The organism is Pseudomonas brassicacearum (assembly GCF_009601685.2).
Classification (GTDB): domain Bacteria; phylum Pseudomonadota; class Gammaproteobacteria; order Pseudomonadales; family Pseudomonadaceae; genus Aquipseudomonas; species Aquipseudomonas kilonensis_B.
Genome location: NZ_CP045701.2, coordinates 1,902,843 through 1,924,584, shown reverse-complemented (window position 1 = coordinate 1,924,584; position 21,742 = coordinate 1,902,843). Strand labels below are relative to the sequence as shown.

At 62.7% G+C, this 21,742-nt stretch carries 19 protein-coding genes and 1 pseudogene; 7 read left to right on the top strand and 13 right to left on the bottom strand.

Features of this window, described 5'->3' with window-relative positions; all coding sequences use genetic code 11:
• Positions 1-79: 79 nt before the first annotated feature.
• The 3 genes from GFU70_RS08445 to GFU70_RS08435 form a co-directional block, all read right to left on the bottom strand.
• A complete protein-coding gene (locus tag GFU70_RS08445) occupies positions 80-1,051 on the bottom strand; it encodes a L,D-transpeptidase family protein (protein WP_058543661.1) in 972 nt (323 codons plus the stop codon).
• Positions 1,052-1,222: 171 nt separating this feature from the next.
• A complete protein-coding gene (locus GFU70_RS08440) occupies positions 1,223-1,516 on the bottom strand; it encodes a hypothetical protein (RefSeq protein ID WP_003199347.1) in 294 nt (97 codons plus the stop codon).
• A 56-nt stretch (positions 1,517-1,572) separates the two neighbouring features.
• A complete protein-coding gene (locus GFU70_RS08435; RefSeq protein WP_058543662.1) occupies positions 1,573-2,178 on the bottom strand; it encodes an arylesterase in 606 nt (201 codons plus the stop codon).
• A 10-nt stretch (positions 2,179-2,188) separates the two neighbouring features.
• Between GFU70_RS08435 and GFU70_RS08430 the strand changes: the two genes are divergently transcribed.
• Genes GFU70_RS08430 through greB form a run of 3 tightly spaced genes read left to right on the top strand, consistent with a single transcriptional unit; the run spans position 2,189 to position 5,908 of the window.
• Positions 2,189-2,872, top strand: coding sequence for an ABC transporter ATP-binding protein (locus GFU70_RS08430; protein ID WP_058543663.1), 684 nt, complete (start codon positions 2,189-2,191; stop codon positions 2,870-2,872).
• Positions 2,872-5,376 (top strand): ABC transporter permease, encoded by a 2,505-nt coding sequence (locus tag GFU70_RS08425; protein WP_153387864.1) that lies wholly within the window; start codon positions 2,872-2,874, stop codon positions 5,374-5,376. Before GFU70_RS08430 ends, GFU70_RS08425 begins: the two co-directional genes overlap by 1 nt.
• A 34-nt stretch (positions 5,377-5,410) precedes the next feature.
• Entirely contained in the window at positions 5,411-5,908 is a 498-nt protein-coding gene (gene greB / locus GFU70_RS08420) for a transcription elongation factor GreB (protein WP_003199337.1), read from the top strand.
• Positions 5,909-5,916: 8 nt separating this feature from the next.
• Here greB and GFU70_RS08415 read toward each other — a convergent pair whose 3' ends face one another.
• From GFU70_RS08415 to GFU70_RS08405, 3 genes are all read right to left on the bottom strand, one after another.
• On the bottom strand, positions 5,917-6,225 hold the full coding sequence (locus GFU70_RS08415; RefSeq protein WP_058543665.1) for a hypothetical protein: 309 nt from the start codon (positions 6,223-6,225) through the stop codon (positions 5,917-5,919).
• A gap of 446 nt (positions 6,226-6,671) precedes the next feature.
• On the bottom strand, positions 6,672-7,106 hold the full coding sequence (locus tag GFU70_RS08410) for a DoxX family protein (RefSeq protein ID WP_018603042.1): 435 nt from the start codon (positions 7,104-7,106) through the stop codon (positions 6,672-6,674).
• A 100-nt stretch (positions 7,107-7,206) separates the two neighbouring features.
• Positions 7,207-8,628: a transglycosylase SLT domain-containing protein gene (locus GFU70_RS08405; RefSeq protein ID WP_153387863.1), complete on the bottom strand. Its 1,422-nt coding sequence runs from the start codon at positions 8,626-8,628 to the stop codon at positions 7,207-7,209.
• A gap of 236 nt (positions 8,629-8,864) precedes the next feature.
• Between GFU70_RS08405 and GFU70_RS08400 the strand changes: the two genes are divergently transcribed.
• The 3 genes and pseudogenes from GFU70_RS08400 to GFU70_RS08390 form a co-directional block, all read left to right on the top strand.
• Positions 8,865-9,674 (top strand): TatD family hydrolase, encoded by an 810-nt coding sequence (locus GFU70_RS08400; protein WP_153387862.1) that lies wholly within the window; start codon positions 8,865-8,867, stop codon positions 9,672-9,674.
• Between the two features lie 157 nt (positions 9,675-9,831).
• Entirely contained in the window at positions 9,832-11,313 is a 1,482-nt protein-coding gene (locus GFU70_RS08395) for a methyl-accepting chemotaxis protein (protein WP_153387861.1), read from the top strand.
• A gap of 293 nt (positions 11,314-11,606) precedes the next feature.
• Positions 11,607-11,825, top strand: a pseudogene (locus tag GFU70_RS08390) (terminase); the annotation flags it as partial.
• An 8-nt stretch (positions 11,826-11,833) separates the two neighbouring features.
• Here GFU70_RS08390 and GFU70_RS08385 read toward each other — a convergent pair.
• The 3 genes from GFU70_RS08385 to GFU70_RS08375 form a co-directional block, all read right to left on the bottom strand.
• Positions 11,834-12,631, bottom strand: coding sequence for an acyl-CoA thioesterase (locus tag GFU70_RS08385; protein ID WP_058543668.1), 798 nt, complete (start codon positions 12,629-12,631; stop codon positions 11,834-11,836).
• Between the two features lie 146 nt (positions 12,632-12,777).
• The gene (locus tag GFU70_RS08380; protein ID WP_058543669.1) at positions 12,778-13,539 is read right to left on the bottom strand and encodes a CHAD domain-containing protein; all 762 of its coding nucleotides are present in this window, start codon (positions 13,537-13,539) and stop codon (positions 12,778-12,780) included.
• A gap of 105 nt (positions 13,540-13,644) precedes the next feature.
• Complete coding sequence (locus tag GFU70_RS08375) at positions 13,645-13,935, bottom strand: hypothetical protein (protein WP_058543670.1); 291 nt, start codon at positions 13,933-13,935, stop codon at positions 13,645-13,647.
• 207 nt (positions 13,936-14,142) lie between these two features.
• Between GFU70_RS08375 and GFU70_RS08370 the strand changes: the two genes are divergently transcribed.
• On the top strand, positions 14,143-15,180 hold the full coding sequence (locus GFU70_RS08370) for a patatin-like phospholipase family protein (RefSeq protein WP_058543671.1): 1,038 nt from the start codon (positions 14,143-14,145) through the stop codon (positions 15,178-15,180).
• Positions 15,181-15,298: 118 nt separating this feature from the next.
• Here the strand turns inward: GFU70_RS08370 and GFU70_RS08365 are convergent, their stop codons facing one another.
• From GFU70_RS08365 to kdpB, 4 genes are all read right to left on the bottom strand, one after another.
• Positions 15,299-15,997: a response regulator gene (locus GFU70_RS08365; RefSeq protein WP_058543672.1), complete on the bottom strand. Its 699-nt coding sequence runs from the start codon at positions 15,995-15,997 to the stop codon at positions 15,299-15,301.
• Between the two features lie 66 nt (positions 15,998-16,063).
• Positions 16,064-18,715: a sensor histidine kinase gene (locus tag GFU70_RS08360; protein ID WP_153387860.1), complete on the bottom strand. Its 2,652-nt coding sequence runs from the start codon at positions 18,713-18,715 to the stop codon at positions 16,064-16,066.
• 156 nt (positions 18,716-18,871) lie between these two features.
• Complete coding sequence (kdpC, locus tag GFU70_RS08355) at positions 18,872-19,417, bottom strand: potassium-transporting ATPase subunit KdpC (protein ID WP_058543674.1); 546 nt, start codon at positions 19,415-19,417, stop codon at positions 18,872-18,874.
• A gap of 260 nt (positions 19,418-19,677) precedes the next feature.
• Positions 19,678-21,732: a potassium-transporting ATPase subunit KdpB gene (gene kdpB / locus GFU70_RS08350; protein WP_153387859.1), complete on the bottom strand. Its 2,055-nt coding sequence runs from the start codon at positions 21,730-21,732 to the stop codon at positions 19,678-19,680.
• Between the last annotated feature and the right edge of the window lie 10 nt (positions 21,733-21,742).

Below are 21,742 nucleotides of genomic sequence, written 5' to 3'. Positions count from 1 at the left end.
GAGCTATTGCCCAGTGTTTTCCCAGGCAATAAAAAACCCGCCGACATCGCGAAACGTCGACGGGTTGTAGTCGCGTCGTTTACTGCTGCAAGTCGATCGGCGCGCTCATGACCATCGACGCCGAGGTATTCGGAACAGCGATTTCCACCGGCATGCCATCTTCGGCCGCCACCACGTCCCGCACCTCGTCCCAGTTCATGCGCAGGTTGCTGGTGATGTCTTCACGCTTGAGCATCGTGTTGATCACTGCGGTGTGCTTGTCCACCACCGACGGGTTGCCATTGTCGTCCAACGGTGTATGAGCTTCCAGATACACCTTGCCACCGCTCACGCCAAGCTTGTAGGGGTCGTTGATGATCCGCACCGATGTACCCACCGGCACCATGCCGGCCATTTCCAGTACGTTGTTGTTGAACATCCGGAAGCAACCGTGGCTGGTCCGCATGCCGATGCCGAACTTCTTGTTCGAACCATGGATCAGGTAGCCCGGGGTGCCCAGGGTGAACTTGAAAGGACCCAGCGGGTTATCCGGGCCGGCGGGCACGACATTGGGCAGCGGGTCGCCGTCGGCGGCGTGTTCGGCCTTGATCGATGCCGGCGGGGTCCAGGTCGGGTTCGGCGTCTTGGCGACGATGCTGGTGTGGGCGATCGGCGATCCCCAGCCCTCACGCCCGATCCCCAGCGGGAAGGTGTAGACCACGTTCCGCCCCTTGGGGAAATAGTAGAGACGGTACTCGGCAAGGTTGATCACGATACCTTCGCGCGGGCCCGGCGGCAGGATGAAGCGAGTCGGCAGCACGATCTCGGTGCCGGCGCCCGGCAACCAGGGATCGACCCCCGGGTTGGCGGCGACCATCTCGTTGTAGCCCAGGTCATGGGTGGTGCCCAGGTCGGCGAAGGTGTCTTCGTACTTGGCCTTGATAACCTGCACCTGGCCAACGATGTCTTCCCCCGGCGGCGGCAGAGGCAGCTCCAGTGCGGCAACGGGGCCCGCCATACACAGGGCGGCAAGAGACAGGCAGCGGGCGACGGCAGGCAAGCGCGGCAACATCCGGGAAATCCTTCGCAGATCGAACAGGGTTATTAAAACGGCGATTGTACACTGCCCCTTGTTATTTCGGGGAGAGCGGTACAGAGGCGTCCGATGCGCTGCATTGTTTCAGGCATTCACATATGGATGGTTCGACACAAACCCTGTGGGAGATGTCGGGAATCTGAGGGATTACAGCTCGAACCGCAGCTCCGGCCAGATTGGCGAGGTGCCGCGTTTCTGGGACTCCAGGATCGCCCGGCACAACGAGCACAGGCGATGATCCTGGAAAATCTTGCGATCGACGCTCGACCAGCGCGGTTGGGCCGGCAGCAGGCTGCCACAGAGGGTGCGGTCGGCCGAGCCACCGAGTTCCAACTGCCGGGTCACCAGGTGCACCCGCACTTCCTGGCAGGCGAACAGATCCAACTGCTCGTCAGGCTCGATCAGTTGGTAGGCAAACAGGGACCAGGCGGGACGCGGCATCGGGGGCTCCAAATCGGGGGCGCCACATTAGCCGAAAGCCCGCCTGTAGAAAAGCGTCAAAGCAGCGGTTTGAGCGTCGGCCAGACATTTTCCAGCAACTTGCCCTGGGCCGCGACGGACGGGTGCAATCCGTCGCCCTGCATCATGGTCGGGACACCACCGACGTCCTTGAGGAAAAACGGCACCAGCGGGACCTTTTTCTCCTCGGCCAGGGTGCTGTAGACCCGGGTAAAGGCCTCGGTGTAGCGCCGTCCGTAATTGGGCGGCAGTTGCATGCCCAGCAAAAGCACCTGGGCACCGCTGGCGCGGGCGCTGTCGATCATCGCTGCAAGGTTTTGTTGCAATTGTGTTGGCGGCTGTCCGCGCAAGCCATCGTTGCCGCCCAGCTCGAGGATTACCAGGTCCGGCTTATGGGCTGCAAGCAGCGCCGGCAGCCGCGCCTGACCTCCGGCACTGGTGTCGCCACTGATGGAAGCATTGACCACTTTATCGTCAAAACCCTCGGCCTTGAGCCGTTGTTCGAGCAACGACACCCACCCTTGCCGGGTATCCAGGCCGAAAGCCGCGCTGATACTATCGCCAACGATCAGGACTGTACCCGCCGCTGCGTTCTGGGCCATGCACATAAAGGCCAGGCCGGCACTCAAAAACCACACACGCATCGGATTCTCCATGGGCTCAAGCATTCTCACCGCGACGGACCTTAGCAAAGTGGTCTCCAGCGCGGAAGGTGAACTGACCATCCTGCACGAACTCAGCCTGGAACTGAACAAAGGCGATAGCCTGGCCATCGTCGGCGCGTCCGGTTCCGGCAAATCCACCCTCCTGGGCCTGCTGGCCGGCCTCGACCTGCCCAGCAGCGGCGAGGTGACGCTCGCCGGCCAGGCCCTCAGCACACTGGATGAAGACCAGCGTGCGCGGATCCGCGCCGAGCATGTCGGTTTCGTCTTCCAGTCGTTCCAGTTGCTCGACAGCCTCAATGCACTGGAAAACGTCATGCTGCCGCTGGAACTGGACGGGCGCAAGGATGCCCGCGAACGCGCCACGCAATTGTTGGAGCGCGTCGGCCTGGGCCAGCGCCTGACTCACTCGCCGCGCCAGCTCTCCGGCGGCGAACAGCAACGCGTGGCGATTGCCCGCGCCTTTGCCGCCGAACCCGACGTGCTGTTTGCCGACGAACCCACCGGCAACCTCGACAGCCACACCGGCGAGCGCATCAGCGACCTGCTGTTCGAATTGAACAAGGAACGCGGCACGACCCTGGTGCTGGTGACCCATGATGAACGCCTGGCCCATCGCTGCCGGCGCCTGATCCGACTTGAAGCCGGCGAGATGGTCGCCCCTCTGGAGCCTTGATGGCACGCTTGCCGCTGTTGCGCCTTTTCAGTCTCGCTGTCCGTCAATTGCTTCGCGATGCCCGCGCCGGTGAGTTGCGGGTGTTGTTCTTCGCCCTGCTGGTGGCGGTGGCGGCAAGTACGGCCATCGGTTACTTCGGTGCCCGTCTCAACGGCGCGATGATGATGCGCGCTACCGAGTTCCTCGGTGCCGACCTGCTGCTCGAAGGCAGCTCCCCCGCCCGCCCGGAGCAGATCCGCAGCGGCACCGAACTGGGCCTGGAACATGCTCGGGTGGTGGAGTTCTCCAGCGTCGTGGCCACCGACAATGGCATCCAACTGTCCAGCGTCAAGGCGGCCGATGACAGCTACCCATTGCGCGGCGAGCTGAAAAGCACCCCAACCCCGTTCGCCCCGGAAGAAATCGGCGGACGTCCGAACCCTGGCGAGGCCTGGGTCGAAGCACGGCTGCTGACGGCACTGGACCTGAAGATCGGCGACAGCATCGACGTCGGCAACCAGACCTTGCGCCTGAGCCGCGTGCTGACTTATGAGCCCGATCGCGCCGGCAACTTCTACAGCCTCACCCCGCGGGTGCTGATCAACCTCAAGGACCTGGAGGCCACCGGCGTGGTCCAGCCGGGCAGCCGTGTCAGCTATCGCGACCTGTGGCGTGGCCCGGCATCGGCGCTGCAAACCTACCGCGACCTGGTCAAGCCTGGCCTTGAAGCCAACCAGCGCCTGCAGGATGCCCGCGACGGCAACCGGCAGATCGGTGGCGCCCTGGGCAAGGCCGAACGCTACCTGAACATGGCCAGCCTGGTGGCAGTGTTGCTGTCCGGTGTCGCCGTCGCGCTCTCGGCCAACCGCTTTGCCACCCGACGTTTCGATGCCAGCGCGCTGCTGCGCTGCCTGGGCCTGTCACGTCGGGAAACCATGATGCTGTTCAGCCTGCAATTGACGGTGCTGGGCCTGCTCGCCAGCATCAGTGGCGCCCTGCTCGGCTGGATCGCCCAACTGGGCCTGTTCGCCCTGCTGCATGACCTGCTGCCCAGCACCGTTCCGCCGGGTGGCCTGCTGCCAGCGATCGCCGGGATCGGCACCGGGCTGGTGGCCCTGGCGGGGTTCGCCCTGCCGCCACTGGCTGCACTGGGTCGGGTACCGCCATTGCGCGTGCTGCGCCGGGACATGCTGCCGATCCCCTCCAGCTCCTGGGTGATCTACGGTGCCGCGCTGGGCGCCCTGGGCCTGATCATGTGGCGCCTGAGCCTGGACCTGGTCCTCACTTTCGCCCTGCTGGGTGGTGGCGTCGTGGCCGCCCTGGTGCTTGGCGGCCTGTTGTTGCTGCTGCTCCAGAGCCTGCGTCGACTGCTGGCCCGCGCTTCCCTGCCCTGGCGGCTGGGCCTGGGCCAATTGCTGCGTCATCCCTTGGCGGCGGCCGGACAGGCCCTGGCGTTCGGCCTGATCCTGTTGTCCATGGCGCTGATCGCGCTATTACGTGGTGAATTGCTGGACACCTGGCAAAACCAGTTGCCCAAAAACGCCCCGAACTATTTCGCCCTGAACATCCTGCCCAACGACAAGCAGGCCTTCACCGACAAGCTGCTGGCACTGTCGGCGCAATCGGCCCCGCTCTACCCCGTGGTGCCCGGACGCCTCATCAGCATCAATGGCGAACCGGCCACAGAGTTCGTCACCAAGGACTCGGCGGGTGACCGGGCGCTGCAACGTGACCTGAGCCTGACCTGGGCCGCGGACCTGCCGGCGGGCAATATCGTCACCGCAGGGACCTGGTGGCCGCAGCAGCCACCGGATGATATCCCCGGGGTCTCGGTGGAAGGCAAAGTGGCCGAGAACCTCAAGATCAAGCTGGGCGATCGCCTGGTGTTCAGCGTGGGCGGCGTCAACCGTGAAGCGAAGGTCACCAGCCTGCGGGAGATCAACTGGGACAATTTCCAGCCCAACTTCTTCATGATTTTCCAGCCCGGCACCTTGAAGGATCTGCCGGCCACTTATCTCACCAGTTTCTACCTGGCATCGGGGCACGACCAACAGATCGTCGACCTGTCCCGGGCCTTTCCGGCGGTGACGATCCTGCAAGTCGAGGCCCTGCTCGAGCAACTGCGCAGCATCCTGGCCCAGGTGACCCTGGCGGTGGAGTATGTGTTGCTGTTCGTGCTGGCTGCGGGGATGGCGGTGTTGTTTTCCGGCCTGCAGGCAACCCTCGACGAGCGCATTCGCCAAGGCGCGCTATTGCGTGCACTGGGCGCCGAACGGCCCCTGCTGGTCAAGGCCCGGCGCATCGAGTTCGGCCTGCTGGGCGCGGTCAGTGGCCTGCTCGCGGCCCTGGGGTCGGAGCTGGTGAGCCTGGTGCTTTACCGGTACGCCTTCGACCTGCCCTGGCATCCGCATCCATGGCTGCTGGCATTGCCACTGCTGGGGGCCTTGTTGATCGGTACGGCCGGTGTGTTTGGCACCCGTCGAGCGCTCAATGCCAGCCCGCTGACAGTATTGCGCGAGGGTTGATAGACTCCCGGCTTCGCTATTACAAGAAGTCGCCATGAGCCGTTATCGCCCACCCCGCACCGCCGGCACCGCGCTGATCACCCCCGAGGGTGAAGCGCGGATGCGCGCTGAATTCCATGAGCTGTGGCATGTGCGCCGTCCCCAGGTGACCCAGGCGGTCAGCGAGGCGGCGGCCCAGGGTGATCGCTCGGAAAACGCCGAATACACCTACGGCAAGAAAATGCTCCGGGAAATCGACAGTCGCGTGCGTTTCCTTACCAAGCGCCTCGAGGCGCTTAAAGTGGTCAGTGAAAAACCCAGCGATCCGAACAAGGTGTACTTCGGTGCCTGGGTGACGGTCGAAGATGAGGATGGCAAGGAGTCACGCTATCGCATCGTCGGCCCGGACGAGCTGGACCTGAAGCAGAACCTGATCAGTATCGACTCACCGTTGGCACGAGCCCTGATCGGCAAGGCCCTGGACGCCGAAGTCAGCGTCCAGACGCCTACCGGCGAGAAACGGGTCTACATCGTGGACATCGCGTATCCGTAATCCGTGCCTCAGCGGCGCGTGATCAATCCCTGCCGGGCGACACGGGTCAACTGCCGGATCATTTCAGGAGCGTCCGCCCCGCTGGGGGACTGGATGACGGCCAGGTCGAAACTGTCATTGGCGAAACGCGCCAGTGACTCGCAGTCTTCGACAAACTGGATCAGGAAAGCAGCGGGCCCATGATTGCGACGCGGCCAGCCGTCGAGATAGCGCAAGAGCGTTGGCTGGTGGGCCCCGCCCAGGAGAATTTTCGGATTACGTTGGACAAGGTTCGCCGTGATCGGCGCAAGACGTACTAGGGGGCTGGGTGCGTTCATCGTGTCGTGTCTCTGCCTCAAAAGTCTGCATGGCAGGTGAGAGGCAACACCGAACCAGCGCTTTAGCGGTATTTCGAAGCCTTGTCTTCGGCTTCTATCGGCGACTGGATTGAGTCACCTGGCGCCCCGCAAGTAGCTGTTTAAATCGGCGCATGAGCGGCATCCTAGAGAAGCTGACTGGGCAGTGTCAAGAATCACTCCCCATAAAAAGGCCCGTACAAGACGGTAATGCTGTTTTCTGATTATCTGTTCCGAGAGGCGTGGGTTGGTGTGTATATCCGTTGCCGCAGCAACGGATATACACACGATCCATCCGGAAAAAGGCGAATAGATTTTTCCAAAAAAAACCTCAAAAAAACGGCGCTTCCCATTTCTGAAAGAAGCGCCGTTTTTCCTAAGTGAACAGCATTACGTACAAGACGGGCCTCGAATTCAAAATCGAGCAATCAACCCGCAATGGCGCGATCGACCGACAGCTTGCCCGCCCCCTCGATCAGCACGGCAATACTGCCCGCCAGCAACGCCAAGGCAAACTCATAACCGTTGTTGGCCATGAACAAGCCGTTACCGATGTGCACGGAGAAAATCGCCACCAGCGACAGGAAGGCCAGGCCCAGTGCCGCAGGACGCGCCAACAAGCCGATGATCAGCGCCAGCCCGGCGAAAAACTCCGTACCGCCCGCCAGTGTCGCCATCACGTAGCCCGGGGTCAGGCCGATGCTTTCCATCCACTGTGCCGTGCCTGCCAGGCCGTAGCCACCAAACAGGCCGAAGAGTTTCTGCGAGCCGTGGGCGGCGAAAATAATGCCGACGACAATGCGCAGGACCGTCAGGCCGTAGCCGGCGCGGGTAAACAAGACTTTATTGATCAACGAGCTCATGCGGGTTCATCCCAAGGTGTGTGGTTGTTGGTCGCTATATTAATCAAAAAAACTTGTACCAAAAGCGCAAAAAATGCGAGATACAAATCGAAATTATCGATTATTTTCGCTCGGCAACCTTCTGACTTCCAGGCTCCAGCGACTCTCGTTCACGATCAAAGGCCAAGTAATACTTATTGACACTATTAACGTAGCTGACCGCGCCCATTCCCACCTGCTCCATGGCAATGCGCTCGACCTGGAAAAACCATTGGTTGGGGTTCAGTCCTCGCCGCCGGGCCTCGGCTCGCATGCCCTGGACGCGTTCGGGGCCCATGTTGTAGGCGGCCAGGACGAAGGCCATGCGCTCGCGCTCGTTGAGCTTGGGGCTGGCAAAGAATTTTCGACGGATAAGGGCCAGGTACTTGGCGCCGGCCTGCACATTGGCATCCAGGTTCTGGATGTTAGCGACCCCGACCCGCTGAGCCGCCGCCGGGGTGATCTGCATCAGGCCGGTGGGACCTGCACCGCTGCGGGCGTTGGGTTGCAGGGCCGATTCCTTGAAAGCCAGCGCCGCCAGGTTGAGCCAGTCCATGCCTTGGGCATCGGCATGTTTTTGCAGCACCGGACGCAGTTTCTCAAGGCGTTGGCGATTGGCCCGGGCCAACGGATAATGGACCCGGTACAAACGCCGATAGATGCGCAGGAATGCCGCGTCCTGGTTGGAAGGCACTTTGTAGGTCACCAGGAATCGGTCGATGCTCGCCCGCAACATGGCGGCATCACGACGAACGAACCAATACTCGTCACCCGGCTCGCCGATCTGCACCTGACGGTCCAAGCGCAACTTGGGCAGGATCTTGCCCCAGCGCTCGGCGATGGGCTGTTCGACGATGGTCAAATGAAAAATCCCGCCCTGGACCATTTCCAGGACATCCTCCACAGCCAGGGTGGGATCGACCCATTCGACCTTCACCGGCGGCAGCTTGAGCAGCGCCAGTTTCTGGTTGATCTGGCTCACGGCGTCCCCCGCCGCGCTGCCGCTGGGCAAGGCCAGGGTCTTGCCGGAAAGTTGCTCCACGCGCGTGTAGCGCTTCTCGCCCTTGATACCCACCAGCAGCAACGGCACGTCGGTACGAACCGGATCGCTGGCGCCGACCGCATGGCCGGCCTGGGGGTCGAGCAACTCACCCGGCGCCACGAGGTCGCCTTCCCCGCGCTGCAAGGCGCCGAGCAGTTGGTCCTTGGCCATGGGAATGATTTTGAGGGTGATTTCCTGGCCATCCCGGGCGTGGCCGTTGAGGTATTGCTCGAAGGCTCGCAGCCGATGGTATTCGACGCCAATGGGCTGGCCCTGAACTTCACCGGAGCTGTTGCGGCTCTGGTTGACCAAAACCTTCAACACGCGACTGCTGCGGATTTGCGCCAGGTCGCGCACCGTGACCGGCGCCACCGTCTGCACGGGCCCAGGCAGCCGCGCCTCGGCCGGCATTGGCAACAACAGCGAACAACACAACAGTAGTAATACCTGGGGACGTGTCATCCACTCTCCGGAAGCAATACTGTGGACCGCCCCCCTTGAAAAACGAGGCTGAGTCGACAGAAACAGAGCGCCTGGGGCGCTGAAAAAGTGCGGAAGACTGGCACAGTGACGGCTTTTATACCAACCCGATGTGTCTCGCGGCCTTAACAGACAGCCTCAACTCGTTGTAGTTCTTGGCTTTTCTTATAAATCTACAGCTCTGATATGCTTTCCGGCCTTTGGGTCGAGGTAGCACCATGCAACTCATCGATATCGGCGTCAACCTGACCAACCCCAGTTTCGCCGACAAACATCAGGCGGTGCTTGAGCGCGCCTATGAATCCGGCGTCTGCCAACTGGTCTTGACCGGCACCAGTATCGAGGGCAGCGAACAGGCCCTGGAGCTGTGCCAACGCCTCGACGACACGGGTGAGCGGCTGTTTTCCACCGCCGGCATTCACCCCCACAGCGCCAGCGAATGGACCGCCGACAGCGCCCGGCACCTCAAGGATCTGCTGATGCACAGCCGCGTGCGCGCGGTGGGCGAATGCGGGCTGGATTTCAATCGGGACTTCTCCCCTCGACCGCAACAGGTAAAAGTCCTGGAGGAACACCTCGCCCTGGCAGTCCAATTACAATTGCCGGTATTCCTGCATGAACGCGATGCCGACCAGCGCTTGCTGGACATCCTCCGGGATTTTCGCGATCAGTTGCCGGCGGCCGTGGTGCACTGCTTTACCGGTGAAAAAAAGGCGCTGTTCAGCTACCTGGACCTGGACCTGCACATTGGCATCACTGGCTGGATCTGCGACGAACGCCGGGGGACGCACCTGCACCCGTTGGTGCGCGAGATCCCCCGTGGTCGGCTGATGCTCGAAAGCGACGCACCGTACCTGCTGCCTCGCACACTACGCCCCAAACCCAAGAATGGCCGCAACGAACCGGCCTACCTGACGGAAGTCTTGCGCGAAGTGGCCTTGCACCGGGGCGAAAGCCAGGACGACCTGGCAGCCCACAGCACCAAGTGCGCCCGGGCGTTTTTTGGTTTGCCCGCCATTTGCGAATAAACACACATCCCTGTGGGAGCGGGTTGTCTGTGGGTCCACATCAAAAACCCCCGGGATCGATGTTGTCTGTTGACCCATATCAAAATCCCGCCACCTGAATAGCGGCAAAATAATGGCACCTTGCCAATGCTGTTTCCGCTATCAGAGAAGACCTTCCATGGGTGCCTGGCTTAGCAATATCTCGCTGAAATACAAATTCTGGGCGGTCAATGCGGTCGCCTTTGTCACCACCTTGCTGCTGGTGCTCTACGCAGTGCACCTCGAACAGCAGTCGCGCAACCATGCGGCCCAGGCAAACGCGCAAGCCCAGGCTCGCCTGCTGGATGCCTGGCCTGCCGGAACGCCCTTGCCCAAGGTCGACCATCTCCTGGCATTGCAGCGCGACCAGGTTCCCGTTCTCAATGAACAACCGTTGCCTTCGCTGGCCCAGGCCAACGGCTGGGTCGCACTCGACACCGGATTGCTGTTTGGCGACGACCCGCTGCTGGGTGCCCAAGTGATCCGTCGAGGTGACGGCCAACAACTCGCCGTGTTGGCCCAAGGTGTGAGCCTGAGCCAAGTGTTCGGTGAACGCTTCAGCCAATATGCCGTGGCCGTGTTCGTGTTGATGCTGGCGATGCTGGGCGCATCCCAGTTGTTGATCCGTTTCTTGCTCAGCCAGCTCAATACGCTCAAAGACGTAATGCTGCACGTGGAAAAAACCGGCGACCTGGCCGCCCGCGTGCCCCTGGCCTGCCGGGACGAAGTGGGCCAGATGGCGGCGGCGTTCAACGCCATGCAGGCCGGTTATCAACGGGTCGTCGACACCGTTGCCAGCACCGCCCGGCAGTTGGACAGTGGTGCCGCGCGCCTGGCATCGAGCATGAACGATGTGCGCCACGGCATGCTCGGCCAGCAAAGCGAAACCGATCAGGCGGCCACGGCGATCAACGAAATGTCCGCCACGGTTTATCACATCGCCCAGCACGCCGGCGCCACCCGCGACCTGTCGAAAACCGCCGATACCCTGGCCGGCAACGGTCAGGAAGTGGTCGGTCGGGTGCAACAGTCGATCACCGGGTTGTCTTCGGGTGTGCAGCAGACCGCCGAAATGATCCAGCGCCTGGCCGAAGACAGCCAGAAGATCAATGGCGTGGTCAGTGTGATCCACAGCATCGCCGAGCAAACCAACCTGCTGGCCCTGAACGCGGCTATCGAAGCGGCGCGGGCCGGGGAAATGGGCCGGGGCTTTGCCGTGGTGGCCGACGAGGTGCGCAACCTGGCCAAGCGGGTGCAGACCTCTACGGACGAAATTACCTCCATGATTTCGGCCCTGCAGGCCGGGACCCGCGACGCGGTGGACTTCATGCAGGAGAGTTCGCTCAAGGCCGACGATTGCGTGCAACAGGCCCGCGAGGCCGGCGACGCGTTGGCACAGATCACCGCTGCGGTAGCGCAAATGCGCGAGAGCAACACCCAGATCGCTGTCGCGGCCGAGCAGCAAAGCCATGTCGCCGAGGAAATGAACCGGGCAGTGGTAAGCATTCGCGACGTGACCGAGAACACCGTGCGCCAGACCGTCGACTCAGCCACCACCAGCGATGAACTGGCAACGTTGGCGGGCGAGTTGAGCAAGGCGATCGGGCAGTTGAAACTGTAGAGCGCTGGACCGCCGGGGGCTTCTGTGGCCAGAGATTGCTCCCGCCGGGCCGCGCTGTAGGAGCTGACGAGTGCAACGAGGCTGCGATCTTTCCCCAGACCCTTGAATCTCAGGCGAAAGATCAAAAGATCGCAGCCTTCGGCAGCTCCTACAGAGGCCAGCGGGAGCAAGCACCTTTGCACAACAGCAAAACTGTATGGCCACCTATCGCTTCGATAGCCAACCGCCATTCGCCGCCCCGCCCGCCCGGACCTATCCTTGGGTTATTCGATTTCGTTCAAGGAAACAGCATCATGGGCAAACGTCACCCCAATCTTCCGGCCTGGCAATGGCGCGCCTACCCAGACAATCATCGGCATCCCACCAACCTGGTGTTGCACCTGATTGCCGTGCCGCTGTTCATCATCGCGTTTCTGCTGATTGTGTCGGGGGTGTTCAGCTTGAGCCTGGGCGATGTCGCCATCGGCATCATCGGCCTGCTCGCGGCACTCGGGCTGCAGCGCCATTGTCACCGAGAGCCTTAGCCGAAAATAGTGACCGTCTGCCGGCTCAGGGCGATCAAGCGGCCATCGGCGCTCCAGAACTTCGCGGCGACATGGCCGTAGCCGTCCTGGGCATGTTCGATCTCGGCCAGGTACTTGCACCAGTCCAGTGTCGTGAGTTCCAGCAGCGGCTGGACGAACTCGATGGTCCACGTGAGCGTGCTGCCCGGGGCCATTTGCGAAAGATGAGGCAGCAAGGCCGGCGGCCAGGCGTCCACCAAGGCCAGGATATGACTTTCGTTCAGCGCCTCCTCCTGCACATCACCGCGCAAGCGTACCCAGCCGCCCATGCTCCGGGACTTGTTGCCGCTGAATGGCAAGCCGCCAACGCTCCAGCGCATCGCCAGGTGACGCATGAATTCCGGCGTCGCACCTTTGACGTAAGGCAGTTCCTGGCATTGCTCCACGCTTTTGAATTCTGGTGCTGGATCGGCCTGCACCGACACCACGGATGAGCGCGACGCGCCGAAACTGCCTTGCACCACGGTCACCACTTGGCCGTTCTGCACCGCACGCCCCAGCACCTGGCTCACAGCCTTGCCTTCACGCAATACGTCGACTTCGAAACTGACAGGTACGTCGGGTTCGACCGGGCCGACAAAGGTGATGGCCAACGAGCGCACCGGGCGGTCCGCCGGCACTTGGGCACGCATAGCCTCATATTGCAGCGCCGCCACCAACCCGCCAAAACTGGCTCGCCCCTGGCCCCACTCAGGCGCGATGGTCACCGCACCGGGCTGCCGGCGCACGGCATCGATCAAATCGGAAAAGCGCATGACGACCTCGAAAACAGGGAAAAGGATGAAGGGATCTTAACCAGCGCCGGCTGGCGGCACAGGGCTCATTCCGGCCAAAGAGGCTGACAGATAGGCCGCCGTTTTTGAATTCGACCCAATCGATTGTGGGAGCGGGCTTGCTCGGTTCAGGATTTCTTGAAGCAACTGGCAATCAGCTTGTCGAGCACCTTGTCGGACTTGGCCTCGGCCTTTTCCATCGTGGCGTGCCAGGTTGGCACACAAGCGTGCAGGTCGGTTTCTTCCTTGGCCCTGGCCAGCCATTGCCAGCAATCGTGCCAATCGCCCAGCGCGGCCTGGGCGGACTTGAGCCGGGGCATGGCCGCTTCAGGCAGGCGGTCGAGTTCAGGATAGGCTTCGATGGCGTAGCGCACGCGCTTGATCAGCAGGCGTAATCGATGACGGTCATGGGCCGGATCGCACAGGGCTTCGCCGAGTTTTTTCCACTGTTTGTCCAGGCGCTTTTCGATGCGTTTGCGCAAGCCCTTCAGCAGCCCCTCACGCTGGGCCGCGCGAATGAAGCGCGGGAAGGCATCGAGGATCATCAACAACTGCGCCAGTTCAACACTCGCGGCCACGGCGGGATAGGCCTGGACCATTTGCACCTGACGGTGCCGCGCCGCCGCGACCTGGCCATGCTGCTCCAGGTAAGCGGCCAACACTTCCCGATCGCGCAAGGGCGTGGTCAGGGTGCCGACCGCAGAAGCAGCCGTTTCCAGCTGTTCGACGCCGGGCAATCCACGCAATGGACGAAGCAGGCTGCGCAAACGGCGTATCGTGGTGCGCAGGTCATGCAGCGCTTCGCTGTCGGTATGGGCATTCAAGCGGGCCTGACAGGCCAACAGGCGGACTTCCAGGCCCAGTATCCGGGCAACCAGCCGATCGATCATGGACGTACTCCGTACACAGCGTTGAGCGTCAAGCCGCAAGCTACAAGTGAAAAACGATTTGGCATCCTTCCCTTGTAGCTTGCAGTTGATTGCTTGTCGCTGCCTTTATCGTCCGGCGCGGGATTCGCGAATGTAGAAACGCGCCTTCTCGGCTTTCTTGGTACAGCCTTCGAACGCTTCGAATTGCTGCTGGGTCTTGGCGCCTGTCAGCAGGGACAGGGCCTTGGAGTAGCTGACGGTGCCGGCAAAACCTTCGGCCTTGGCCAGGTCCAGTTCACGCCAGGCGGCGTCGAGCTGGCTGCCGCAACTGTCGCGGTAAGCGGTTTTGCCTGCGCAACCGGCCAGGGCCAGAACCATCAAAGATGCCACCAAGGGCAGGCGGATCCGGGCTTTCATTGATTACACCTCAAGTCAGGAAAACAGTCGTGCTGGTAAGACGGTTGCGCCGGCAAAAAGTGCCAAGACCCGACCGTGTAAATTCAGTGTGGATGAGAATACGCAAATGCCACGCCGGCGTGTCAAATAACGACGCGTGCGCCACAACGATTGAGCCAAGCCGTCGATGGGTGCATTGTTGAAGTCTGTTCGACAAGAGGCCGGGTCATGACAAAACGTGTCGCATTGGTATTGGGCTCGGGTGGCGCCCGGGGCTATGCCCATATCGGGGTGATCGAAGAAATCGAACGACGTGGCTACGACATTGCCTGCATCGCCGGTTGTTCCATGGGGGCGGTCGTGGGTGGGATCTATGCGGCGGGCAAGCTCGAGGAGTACCGCAACTGGATCGAAAGCCTGGATTATCTGGACGTCCTGCGCCTGGTGGACGTCAGTTTTCGCCTGGGGGCGATCCGTGGCGAAAAGGTCTTCGGGCAGATCCGCAAGATCGTCGGCGAAATCAACATTGAGCAATTGCGCATTCCCTACACCGCCGTCGCGACCGACCTGACCAACCAGCAGGAAATCTGGTTCCAGGAAGGTTGCCTGCATCAGGCAATGCGCGCCTCGGCGGCGATTCCCAGCCTGTTCACACCGGTGATGCAAGGCAACCGCATGCTGGTCGATGGCGGCCTGCTCAACCCGTTGCCGATCGTGCCGGTGGTGTCGAGCCACTGCGACCTGATCATCGCGGTCAACCTCAACGCCACCAACCAGAAACAATACCAATTACCGGTCATCCAGCGCCCCGCCGCATTCCGGCGGCGCTTCGACACCCTGGTCAGCTCCCTGGGTTCGCGCCTGCCGTTTCGCCGCAAACAGGCCGAACAGTTGTTGCTGCTGGAACAGGAAGCCTTGAAGGCCGAGGCCGCCGACATCAACCCATGGATCGACTCGGCCGAGCCCGAAGGCCAACAACCGGCCGCCTCGCCAGAGAACGAAGGCGCACCGAAATCCGCCACCGGTTCGTTCATCATCGACAACGTCGGCCCGGCGTCGTTGCTGGACTTGATCAACCAGAGCTTCGAAGTGATGCAGACCTCGCTCGCCCAGTACAAGATCGCCGGTTACCCGCCGGACGTGCTGATCAACGTGCCGAAACGGGTATGCCGGTTCTTCGAGTTCTACAAGGCGCCGGAGTTGATCGCACTGGGGCGGGAGATTGCCAGCGATACCTTGGATCGGTATGAGAGTGACCAGAACTGAGAGATCTCGAGTGGCTGTTCGGGCCTCTTCGCGAGCAAGCTCGCTCCTACATTGATCTGCGGTGAACCCTGTGGGAGCAAGGCTTGCCCGCGATGGCGGCAGCCCTGACAACACAAGACTAAAGCCCACCCTCCCCCAACAACCGATACCCCACCCCCGCCTCGGTCACAATGAACCGCGGTCGGGTCGGGTCGTCGGCCAGTTTCTGGCGCAGGTGGCCGACCACGATCCGCAGGTAGTGGCTGTCTTCGGTGTGGGTCGGGCCCCAGATGTCCTTGAGCAGTTGCTGCTGGGTAATGACCCGCCCCGGGTGCCGCGCCAGTTGCGCCAGTACCGCGTACTCCTTGCGGGTCAGGGCCACTTCGGTGCCGTCCAGCAGCACCCGTCGATACGCCAGGTCCACCGTCAACGGACCGAACATCAGCGCGGCTTCCTGTGGCTCGCCCGCCGGGGCCTGGCGCAACAAGGCGCGGATGCGGGCGAGAAACTCCTGGATGCCGAACGGTTTGGTCACGTAATCGTTGGCACCGTTGTCCAGCGCCTCGACCTTCTGCGCTTCGCTGGCCCGCACCGAGAGCACCAGCACCGGCACCGTCGACCATTGGCGAAACTCGCGCAACACCTGCTGGCCGTCCATGTCCGGCAGGCCCAGGTCAAGTATCAGCAGATCGGGCTTGTTCAGCGCCGCTTGGGCAAGCCCTTCAGCGCCGGTGCCGGCTTCCAGCACCTTGTAGCCTTGGGAGCTCAAGCTGATGCGCAGGAATTTGCGGATCTGCGGTTCGTCATCGATAACCAAAAGGGTCGCGGTCTGGCTCATGGCGCTCGTTCGTTGCAATCAGGTGAAAAGGCAAGCAGGTGGGACGAGAGAGTAACCCAGCGCCGCTCAGGCTTCATCGTCCATACCCGGTTGTGCCTGCAACGGCAGGTGCAACGTGATGCAGGTGCCGCGCCCGTCGAGGCCATCGGCCACGCTGATTCGCCCGCCATGGGCACCGACCATGCCCTGGCAGATGGCCAATCCCAACCCCGTGCCCTGCCCGCCCCGATCACCGCGCGCGGCGGTATAGAACATGTCGAAGATTTTTTCTCGCTCTTGTTCAGGGATCCCGGGGCCCTCGTCGGCCACGGCGAAAAACACTTCGCCGTCCCTCGTACCCGCGCTCAGCAGCAGCCGCCCATGGGCCGGTGAAAAACGCGCGGCGTTTTCCAGCACGTTTACCAAGGCCTGCTCGATCAGTGCCGCGTGGACATATAGCAACGGCAGGTCAGCAGGCACCTCGACGCCGACCGCCAGGGGCGCCAACACCGCCCGCAAGCGGTTCAGCGCGCTGCCGACGATATCGGCCGGCGAGACCCAGTCCCGCGCCAGCTTCAGGGCACCGTGCCCCAGACGGGTCATGTCCAGCAGGTTCTGGATGTAGCGATCCAACCGCTCGGCTTCATCGCGGGTGCCTTCGAGCAGTTCGCGACGATCGGCCAGTGGGATCGCCTCCCCCAGCGCCAGCAAGCTGTCGATGCTGCCGCGCATGGACGTCAGCGGTGTGCGCAGATCGTGGGACACTGACGCCAGCAAGGCGCTGCGCAGTTGCTCGGTTTCACCGTGCAGGCGCGCTGCTTCCAGGTCCTGGGCCAGTTGCGCCCGGGCCAACGCCTGGGCCAATGGTTGACTGAGGGCCGCCAGCAAACGCCGACGCTGGCCGCTCAACGGCTTGCCTTCGTTCGGGCACACACCCAGCAACCCCAGTGGTCCGCCTTCCGCCGACAGCGGCCACCACCACCAGCGCCCAGACGGCAACGTCCCGGTGCCGGCACCAGCGGGCTGGTCGTGCTGCCAGGCCCAGTCGGCCGCCGCACGTTCGGCTTCGGTAAACGTCAGCGGCTCGCCGGTCTCGACCTTCCAATCGCTCTGGCCGTCGCGATTGAGCAGGCAAAGCTGCAAGTCGTGCAGGCCGTTGAGGTGCTGCGCAGCGGCGCTGACCACTGCCTGGCGGTCGGTGGCGGCAGTGAGTTTGCGCGACAGGTCGAGCAGTTCGCCGGTTTCCTGCTGGGTGTCGCGCAGGGCCTGCAACTGGCGACGCTGGCGAGCGGCAAGGTTGCCGGTCAGGGCTGCCATGAGCAGGAAAAACACCAGCGTCAGCACGTCTTCTTCGCGCTGGATGGTGAAGGAAAAATTCGGTGGGATGAACAGGAAGTCATAGGCCAGGAACGACAGCGCCGCGCAGGCCAGCGCCGGGCCGAGGCTGCTGCGTACCGCCACCAGCAACACCGCCATCAGAAACACCAGGGAAATATTGGGCAACGCCAGCCACCCTGAAATCCCCCAGGCCAACGCGCTGGCCGCCACGGTCGCCGCCAGCGCCAACACGTAGTCGAACCCGGTCTGGACGGCGCTCGAACGCACGCGGGTGGGACGGGGCTGCTCATCGCTGTCCAGCACACTGATTTCCAGTCCCCGGGCATCGCGCAGCAAGCGTGAAGCCAAACCACCGCCCAACAGTCGCCGTCGCAAACGCGGCCTGGACTGGCCCACCAGCAGCAGCGTGGCGCGACGTTCGGTGGCGTGCTGGATCAAGGTCTTGGCGACTTCGCCGGCCCGCAACAGCACCACTTCCCCGCCGAGACGTTCAGCCAACTGCTGGGCATTTTGCAGATACTGTCGCGACGACTCATCGTGCGCGACGCCGCTGTCTACGTGGACCAGGCTCCACGGCAAATGCCGACGCTGGGCGACGCGACTGGCGTGGCGCACCAGACGTTCGGCCTGCACGTCGGCGCCCACCCCCACCAGCAGGCGTCCGCGCACCGCCGGCGCCGCCTGACCCAGTTGTCGATACCCCTGGGCCAGGTCATTGTCGACCTGGGCAGCGGCGGTCTGCATGGCCAGCTCGCGCAACGCGGTCAGGTTGGTCTGGGTGAAAAACGCATCGATCGCCGCCCGGGCCTGTTCCGGCACGTAGACCTTGCCATCACGCAGGCGCTCCAGCAGCTCGCGCGATGGCAGGTCGATCAATAGCAGTTCATCGGCCTCCTGCAGGACCCAATCCGGCAACGTCTCGCGCACCTGCACGCCCGTGATGCCGCGCACTTGGTCGTTGAGGCTTTCCAGATGCTGGACATTGACGGTGGTGTAGACATCGATACCCGCCGCAAGCAGTTCCTGAATGTCCTGCCAGCGTTTGGCATGGCGACTGCCCGGCGCATTGCTATGGGCCAGTTCGTCCACCAGGACCAGGTTCGGCCGGGTGGCGAGCAAGCCGTCGAGGTCCATTTCCTCGAGCATCACACCGCGATATTCCGAGCGCACCAAGGGCTGCTGCACCAGGCCGCCGAGCAGTGCTTCGGTTTCGGCACGACCGTGAGTTTCCACCACCCCGGCGACGACTTTCACGCCCTGACGCAGTTGGGTGTGTGCCGCTTGCAGCATGGCGTAAGTCTTGCCGACACCGGGCGCCGCGCCCAGGAAGACCTTGAGCCGGCCACGGTCATTGCGGGGCAGATTGGCTAACAGTGCGTCGGCGCGGCCGGAGTCGCTCATGGCGTGAAAGTCTCTTTCAAATATTGATCAAACACCCTGCGGAAGGCGGACCTGTGGGAGCAAAGCTTATGGGCACTGGACCTGTGGGAGCAAAGCTTGCTCCCACAGGTTTTGCTGCAGCAAGCCTTGCCCCCACAGGCGCCACTCCCACAGGTTCTACAGTTTTTCCAGGGCCAGGTTCAACGCCAGCACATTCACCACGGGCGGGCCCACCAAGGATTGCTCAGTGTTGTCGTCGAGCAGTTGCTGCAAGGTCGAGGCCGGCAGGTTGCGCGCTGCGGCGACACGGGCCAGTTGATAGGCAATCGCTGCCGGTGGCAAGTGCGGATCCAGCCCGCTGGCGGAGGTGGTCAGCAACGCCAGCGGCACCGGGCCCTGGCCGGGCACCTGGCGTTTTTGGGCGTCATCGATCACCCGCGTGGCCAGGGCCGGGTTGCTCGGGGAAAAGTTGCTGGCGCCGCTGGCGACCGTGGCAAAGGCGCCGGCCGATGGCCGTGGATGAAACCAGGCATCGCCGGTGAAATCCTGGGCAATCAGCGTCGAGCCACGGACCTTGCCGGCCGCATCGACGATCAGGCTGCCATTGGCCTGGACCGGAAAGGCGACTTGCGCCACGCCGGTGACCACCAGTGGGTACGCGACACCGGTGATCAGGGCCATCAGTAGTAACAGGCTCAAGGCCGGGCGAATCAGAGTGGACATTTCAAAATCCTCGAATAAGAAACAGCTAACTTCCAGGCAAGGCGCTTGCTCGCGCTGGGCTCTGTAGGAGCTGGCGAAGCCTGCGATCTTTTGATCTTGATCTTGATCTTTCGCTTGGGATTCAAGTGTCTGGGGAAAGATCGCAGCCTCGTTGCACTCGACAGCTCCTACAGAGCTCCTACACAGCTCCTGCAGAGCTCCTGCAGAGCTCGGCGGGAGCTATCTTCTTGCAACAAAAATTGGTTCACCGCACGTCAGGCTCAAACCAGGTGCAACGCCGTCAGCAACATATCGATCGCCTTGATCCCCACGAACGGCACGACGATCCCGCCCAGGCCATAGATCAACAGATTGCGTCGCAACAGCGCCGCCGCGCTTGCCGCTTGCACGCGCACGCCGCGCAGGGCCAGGGGGATCAGCACGACGATGATCAAGGCGTTGAAGACGATGGCCGACAGGATCGCGCTCCGGGGGCTGCTCAGGTGCATCACATTCAACACGCCGAGCTGTGGATAAATCGAAGCGAACAGCGCCGGCAGGATCGCGAAATACTTGGCGATGTCATTGGCGATGGAAAAGGTGGTCAGCGCCCCACGGGTCACCAGCAATTCCTTGCCGATCTGTACCACATCGAGCAATTTGGTCGGGTCACTGTCGAGGTCGACCATGTTGGCCGCCTCCCGCGCGGCCTGAGTGCCGTCGTTCATCGCCATGCCGACATCGGCCTGGGCCAGGGCCGGGGCGTCGTTGGCGCCGTCGCCGCACATGGCCACCAGCCGACCGTCATTTTGCTCATGACGGATACGCGCCAGTTTCTTCTCCGGCGTGGCCTCCGCCAGCACGTCGTCGACACCGGCCTCGGCGGCAATCGCCGCGGCGGTCAACGGGTTGTCGCCGGTGACCATCACCGTGCGGATCCCCAGCTTGCGCAGCTCGGCAAAGCGCTCGCGAATGCCGGGTTTGACCACGTCCTTGAGATGGATAACACCGAGCAGCTTGCCGTCCACGCACACCAGCAACGGCGTGCCGCCACTCTGAGCGATCTTGTCGACCTCCCGCGCCAGTGCCGGCGGCAACTCATTGCGTGCAAGGCCGATGAAATCCAGCAACGAGTCCACCGCGCCCTTGCGGTAGATACGGCCCTGATAGTCGACCCCGGACAAACGGGTTTCAGCACTGAACGGCACAGCCGTCAGCGCGTCGATGCCGGGCTCGGGCTGTGGATGCAAACCTCGCAGGTACTCGACGATGGACTTGCCCTCGGCCGTCTCGTCAGCCAACGAGGCGAACAGCGCGCCTTCGGCCAGTTCGTTGGTACTCACACCGGGGGCGGCATGGACCGCTGTACAACGACGATTGCCAAAGGTGATGGTGCCGGTCTTGTCCAGCATCAACACATGCACGTCACCCGCCGCCTCGACCGCACGGCCGGATTTGGCGATCACGTTCAGGCGCACCAACCGATCCATCCCGGCGATGCCGATGGCCGACAGCAGCCCGCCGATGGTGGTGGGAATCAAGGTGACCAGCAGCGCCACCAGAAACACCAGCGGCAGGCTGGCGTTGGCGAAATGGGCGAACGGTTGCAGCGTCACCACCACCAACAGGAAGATCAGCGTCAGGCCGATCAACAGGATATCCAGCGCCACCTCGTTCGGCGTTTTCTGGCGCTTGGCGCCTTCGACCAGGGCGATCATGCGGTCCAGAGTGGACTCGCCGGGATTGCTGGTAATGCGCACCAGCAGCCAGTCGGAAACCAGCCGCGTGTTGCCGGTGACGGCCGAGCGATCACCGCCGGACTCGCGAATGACCGGCGCCGATTCGCCGGTAATTGCCGCCTCATTGACCGCGGCGATGCCTTCGATCACTTCACCGTCGCCGGGGATCATGTCGCCGGCCTCGACGCGCACCACATCGCCTTTGCGCAGACGGGTGGCGGGGATGATTTCAAAACCGCTGGCGGTCTGGCGACGTGCGTTGAGGCCTTCGCTGCCGGCCTTGAGACTGTCGGCCCGGGCCTTGCCGCGACCTTCGGCCAACGCTTCGGCGAAGTTGGCGAACAGCACCGTGAACCACAGCCACAGCGCAATTTGCGCGGCGACGAAGGTCGGCACGGCGTTGTCGGGGATGAAGCACAACACGGTGGTGAGGATCGCGGTCAGCTCCACCACCAGCATCACCGGCGCGCGGTGCAACTGGCGTGGATCGAGCTTGACGAAGGCTTGCACCAACGCCGGCCGCCAGAGGGCCGACAGGTGGGTCTTCGGTTGTTCCGGTGCCTTAGCGGCGACGGTTTTGCTCATCGGCATATTCATCATCAGGTCC